We start from the raw sequence: 5,188 nt of genomic DNA, 5'->3' as shown, positions 1-5,188 counted from the left end.
GTTGCGGAGATTAGTCCTCCATTCCCAAACCGAAACGCCGAAAACCCTTGATATGACGAAGGTTTTCGGCGTTTTATTGAGTTTAACAAAAGTCACTTGTGTTAAACTCATATCGATGTCATAGGGAGGGGAATCAATGGGTCTGATAACGCATTTTCATGCCATGTAAAGCTGCCTTAACCCAACTATCTCCTAATACCCGGAAACAGTCGTCGATCCCTTGTTTTTCAATATGAGGATCAAGTTCAGGATGAGGACCACCAATGAACCTCTCCCACTTACGCTAACGCTAAGAAGTGGGAGTTTCTTACCATTGGAACCAAGAAGCTCTCACGTATCGAAGGGTTTGCCTTCCATACTCGATCAAAGTGATCAGAAAGTCCTCTTCATCCCTAAGTAAGCAACAGGTACCGTGTGTACCAGGGTCGGAACAGACCATCTACTACTTCTCGCCTAGGCGATCCGTAGATACGTTGCTTCTCTTTGGCGCAAATAGGTCCTATTTGCGCTCTTGCGGGAATGATTTTACGCCATGACCGCTTTTCCTCATGGCAACCCCCTATCATTCAGTTGTCAAGGTACAGCACATAAGCATATATGTGCGTAATTATTTTTTCGATCTAGATGGCTTTTTTCCTTCAAAAAAGGAAAAAAGTTTGCTCGAAGCACCCCCAAAGGGGATACCGAGCAAAGCGTCATTCATCTCTCCACTTTAGAAGTGGGAGACTTCTGACGCATAAAGGTTAAAGAGTTCCCAAGCTATGTAGATCATATTTTTTTCACCAGTACTCCACACGTTTGCTGCTTCTATTAAAGCGGAAAACTGAATGCCTGTCTGGTTAATGTATTGATCGATCTCCTTTTTTCCAATAACCGCAAGAACATATAGCGCGGATTCATAATAAGGGTCACCGGCCTGGTGAGTTCTCTTATTGCTGCTCATGTGCCTCATTAATAAAAACCATTGTCATTTTCTCCTTTCGCATTCGACCCTGATAGCATACTGCTTTGTACACAAAGAAGAAACCGGTAAATCTTTCTTTAGTAAGCGTCTGGTGGTAAAATGCTTAAGTCAATCCATAAAACACGTTACTAGACCTAAAATATCGCCTTTTAAGGGTGGTTTGTTTTCGTTTGAAGGGGTAAGTATCCCCCATGCAATTAACTTTTGAGTCTCAAGTCATTTCCCATTTCCGGTGCTCCTCCTACCCCTATCGCTGTGGAGAGAAATCATGTTTTTTTAACAAACTAAAGTAAAGAACCACATCTTCAAATTTGAAATCCTTATTTGTAACCCATTTAATCCCCCGAATCCTACACCATTTACAAGCCGTTAAAAAAGGATCTAATGAATGTCTGTTGCCGGTCCGTCTCCAGTAATTATAAAGTTCAGATTTCAGAAGATCTCTATCAGATATTTTTTCGAATAAGATGATTCCTTTTTTCTTTTCTGGATGTTGATAGAGTTGACGATATACTTCTCGTAAACTTTCTTGCAGTTTTCGGGCTGTTTCTTTACGCTTGTATCTCCGGAACAATCGCCTTTCTAATTCTTGCGCTTCCCGTTGAAGGAGTACAAGATTAAGGGTTTGATCTTGAATATCAGAGTAGACGATCCTCCTCAAAGAAGGAGAAATTAGGCAGTAATTAATTTTGGTATATCTGTTCCAGTTTTCGATGGCTTTTGGCTTTGCTTCATTTGGCAGAATCCACAATTTTATGAGACGTGGATCTTTAGCAAGCGTTGAACTTGGCCGCGATCGGCTCAATGGAGACTGTAACACTTGAAGATAAAAGGGGAGATTGTAAGCTGAAAAAAACAATCCTTTTTCATCTTTCATCTCTTGTAGCCATAAACCGAAGTTAAAATGCAACAATGAATAGTCAAGATTAAAGTGGTGTTTACGCAGTACCTTACTTATCGATTCCAGAAAACCACGTCGACCCATGGGCTTATGTTTACTTTGTGGGCAATTTTCTTTCAAAGCATTTTGTATTAAAGGCATTAGTTCCAGCATCAATGTGTTCAGTCTTTCTCTAGGGAGGGTTTCTGGAATCTTATTTGGGTCAAAATTCTTTTTCTCTTCTTGGTGATTATAAACTTGATCAAAGCTATCCAGAGAGTCTTGAACCTTTTTGATTGTAGTATTTATATCTTGCATGATGTCATGGTAATTAAAACGAAGAACATCATCATATCCGTGAGTAATTAGCCAGTAATCTCGTGCAGTATCCCACTTTTTTTGGTTTGTTTCATCGTGTTGTTGTCCATCCGCTTCTACCACAACTTTTGCTTTTTTTCCAAACAAGACGAAATCTAATATGTATTTAGGATAGTCATCAATCTTTTTATAAACACCATTTTCGTTTCGGTACAACTTTTCTCCGTAAACAGGAACCTGTTTCTGATAAACCAGCCTGTACTTTTGGAACTCTTTCTCCAGCCGCTGTTCCAATGGTGAATCTAACTGCCGGGAAGTCATAAGAATACATCGCTCCTTGGTGTATGAATCTAGCGTTATATTTCAACAACACCCTCATTACTTAGTTTAAGGGATACTTTTTAGAATGACATATCTGTTTCAAAATAAATAGTGTTTTCTGTTTTAAATCTGACTAATCCTACCCTGAAAAAATTCATCATGCGTAGATGGACCACCCGGTTTCCAGCGAGGAACCGGGTTTTATTTTTGTCCGGTAAGGTTTATTACCGGATATTTAATAACATCGGGACACCCTGACCCCTTACCTCGTTTTTTTCTCCGCTTAGAACGCAAATTTCACGGCCTAATTATTACCGACTGTGTCGAGTATTTAAAAGTTTTGCTGTGGTACAATGAATAGAAAGCGTTCCCTCTTGAAATCACGTAAAAAACCCCGGAGGGCAGTCCGGGGTCGGATCAATCATCCCATGTATTTGATTCGAAATTCGGCGGGTTTCATGACGGGTAACGCTTCTTTGATATGATCATCTTGAAAGTCTTTATCCCCAGTGATCAAAATGTCCGGTTGGGTTAACAATCCGAAATAAACGACTGGTTGGTCTTTGGGATCTCGTATGATTGGTGCACTAGATAAATCCATCCGTTTTAAGTCATCAATATCGGCGTATTCATGTTCCGAGTCGAAGAGCAACATTCGCAAGTCCCGCCATTTCTCCATCTTGTGAGGCCATTTTGTTTCCATGTTCCGTTCCACTTCTTCGAGTATATAGTCCGTGAGGATCACGGTCATTTCTGGTTTCTTCAGGATGAAGTGGATCATTTCCTTGATGCTGGGCGAGAACACAACGGCGGAGAGATACACATTGGTATCAATCAGGATACGAATGTTACTTCCCCTCCTTCAGACGGCTCATATAGTCATCGGTGTAATCGGAACGGTCATTTTGGATTGATTCGTAATCTTCTTTAGTTAGTCCCGCCTCAAACGCTTCTTTTTCAAATTGACGTTCTAACTCCTCAACCCTTTTCTGAAACTCCTTGGCACTCTGCAAGATTACTTGCTTTCCTTTCTGAACAAGAATTAATTGATCCCCTTCATTTACTCCTAGTGCATCTCGAAATTCCTTCGGCAGAGTCATCTGCCCTTTCGACGTAATTTTGACGGTTTTCATGTCCTATTCTCCTTTTTATCCTTTATTTCCTTACCCCCTTACATCATTTATTATATCCTAATAACATGAGTTTAACAACAGGTTGGCCTTTAATTTCATTCACCCCTAATTAAAGGTAATCAGTCATTTTTTCGGCTCCTATGATGATTGAGAAGGGAAATAGCTTTTTATCCTCTCCATTTTGCAGTATCAGCCATCGCTCGACGGGATCGATCCTGACCACATGACCGATGTATTTATCCGTCCCGTACTTTGCGGCATAAGTGACCTCAATCGCTTGCTCCTCCAACTTCGACCATGCAATAATCCGTCCGATCTCTTCCAAGGCGTCCGGATCAAGTTCCGGCGGCTGATATTCCTCACTTTTCCGTTGTGCTTGCCATAAACTTTCCTCATGTTCAGGCAGAATAATGCGATTGCCTTCCCATAACTTATTCCCGCGATTCAGATCCATATGTATCACCTCACCTTCATAATATCCGAACAAACGTTTCTAAAATAAGCGGAAATTAAAACCAATTCCTTTGAATCTCGTGTCCGGTAATGATATTTACCGGATATGGTCGTCGTTTCCTCCTCGCTTTTCATGAAAGAAAATAATTACCAACCATCATCAAACTTATATGAAGTCGAAGATGGGCGTTTAGTAATCAAGAAATTGGATCTAACAGTCCCCCTTCCCTGGATGTATTAAGTGGGAAATAGAATGCTCTAAAGTTGGAAGGAAATAACAGGGATGAAAGGGGGATCTATCAGTATTGTTGCCGTCTACCCTCCTTGATAGGATTACTAGCGAGGAGGTGAAACCATGGAATTGACAATTACATTTAATGTCGAAGAACAATTACGCAAAGAGTTGGAAGGAGCCAAACTCGATGAAAAGGAGATCAAGAAAATTCTCGATAATTTTTCAGATTGGATTGATCCAACCGTCATCGGATTTGATGCTGAAGACTACCTGGATGATTTAGCCGGAGAGTTAATATCAGATTTCATTGACGATCGTCACCCACAGTTGAAAGAAAAAATTTACTCTGTACTTTAAGGAAATCGATGGCCGCAATAACCCGGTTCCCAGCGAGGAACCGGGTTATATTTTTATCCGGTAATCGGATATTTAAAACACTCAAGACATCCTGACCTCTTACCTCGTTTTTTTCACCGCTTAGAACGGAAATTTCACAGACTATTTTTTTACAATTAAATACCCCGGCTTATGTTTAAGCCGGGGTATGTTATACTTAAAATGCGTTATTCATGGCCATGCCATTTTCGGCCTAGATCCCCGAACAGTTGCCGCTGCTCGGGGGTCATTTTTTTTGGATCGAACTTTTCCGGTTCTTTGGCAGCATTTTCTCTAGCTCGTTGCATCTTGAGCTGGTAAGTTTTCCATTCTTCTTGGGTCATGATTTCACCCCCTTTCATCGTTTAATGTACAATTCCGTTGTGGTAAGAGGTGTATCCATCTAACAGCACTAAGTGTGGTATACTGTGTCTAGCGCGTTTTTTCTTTTTGTGGCTCGTCGGTGGCATCCGGCGGGCTGTTTCATTTGTTTTTGGCTGCTTCTTCGG

Annotated in this window: 6 protein-coding genes; 1 reads left to right on the top strand and 5 read right to left on the bottom strand. The window is 40.9% G+C overall.

Translation table 11 applies throughout. The annotated features are described in order from the left end of the window. Nucleotides 1-1,211 precede the first annotated feature (1,211 nt). The 4 genes from C8J48_RS18395 to C8J48_RS18380 form a co-directional block, all read right to left on the bottom strand. Nucleotides 1,212-2,483 carry an endonuclease domain-containing protein gene (locus tag C8J48_RS18395; protein ID WP_107728721.1) on the bottom strand — a complete coding sequence of 424 codons (1,272 nt, stop codon included), beginning with the start codon at nt 2,481-2,483 and terminating at the stop codon, nt 1,212-1,214. A 421-nt stretch (nt 2,484-2,904) separates the two neighbouring features. Continuing rightward, entirely contained in the window at nt 2,905-3,318 is a 414-nt protein-coding gene (locus tag C8J48_RS18390; protein WP_281261235.1) for a putative toxin-antitoxin system toxin component, PIN family, read from the bottom strand. 13 nt (nt 3,319-3,331) lie between these two features. Beyond that, nucleotides 3,332-3,616, bottom strand: a complete 285-nt coding sequence (locus C8J48_RS18385; RefSeq protein ID WP_107728719.1) for an AbrB/MazE/SpoVT family DNA-binding domain-containing protein — start codon at nt 3,614-3,616, stop codon at nt 3,332-3,334. Between the two features lie 109 nt (nt 3,617-3,725). Then, a complete protein-coding gene (locus C8J48_RS18380; RefSeq protein WP_107728718.1) occupies nt 3,726-4,070 on the bottom strand; it encodes a YolD-like family protein in 345 nt (114 codons plus the stop codon). Nucleotides 4,071-4,424: 354 nt separating this feature from the next. Here C8J48_RS18380 and C8J48_RS18375 point away from each other — a divergent pair, with 354 nt between their 5' ends. After that, nucleotides 4,425-4,661 carry a hypothetical protein gene (locus C8J48_RS18375; RefSeq protein ID WP_107728717.1) on the top strand — a complete coding sequence of 79 codons (237 nt, stop codon included), beginning with the start codon at nt 4,425-4,427 and terminating at the stop codon, nt 4,659-4,661. A 206-nt stretch (nt 4,662-4,867) separates the two neighbouring features. Here C8J48_RS18375 and C8J48_RS18910 read toward each other — a convergent pair whose 3' ends face one another. Next, complete coding sequence (locus C8J48_RS18910) at nt 4,868-5,023, bottom strand: hypothetical protein (RefSeq protein WP_170105730.1); 156 nt, start codon at nt 5,021-5,023, stop codon at nt 4,868-4,870. Nucleotides 5,024-5,188 lie beyond the last annotated feature (165 nt).

It is taken from the genome of Desmospora activa DSM 45169 (genome assembly GCF_003046315.1).
Taxonomy (GTDB): domain Bacteria; phylum Bacillota; class Bacilli; order Thermoactinomycetales; family DSM-45169; genus Desmospora; species Desmospora activa.
The sequence above is the reverse complement of the archived record's forward strand: the minus strand, read 5'-3'. Positions and strand labels throughout refer to the sequence as shown.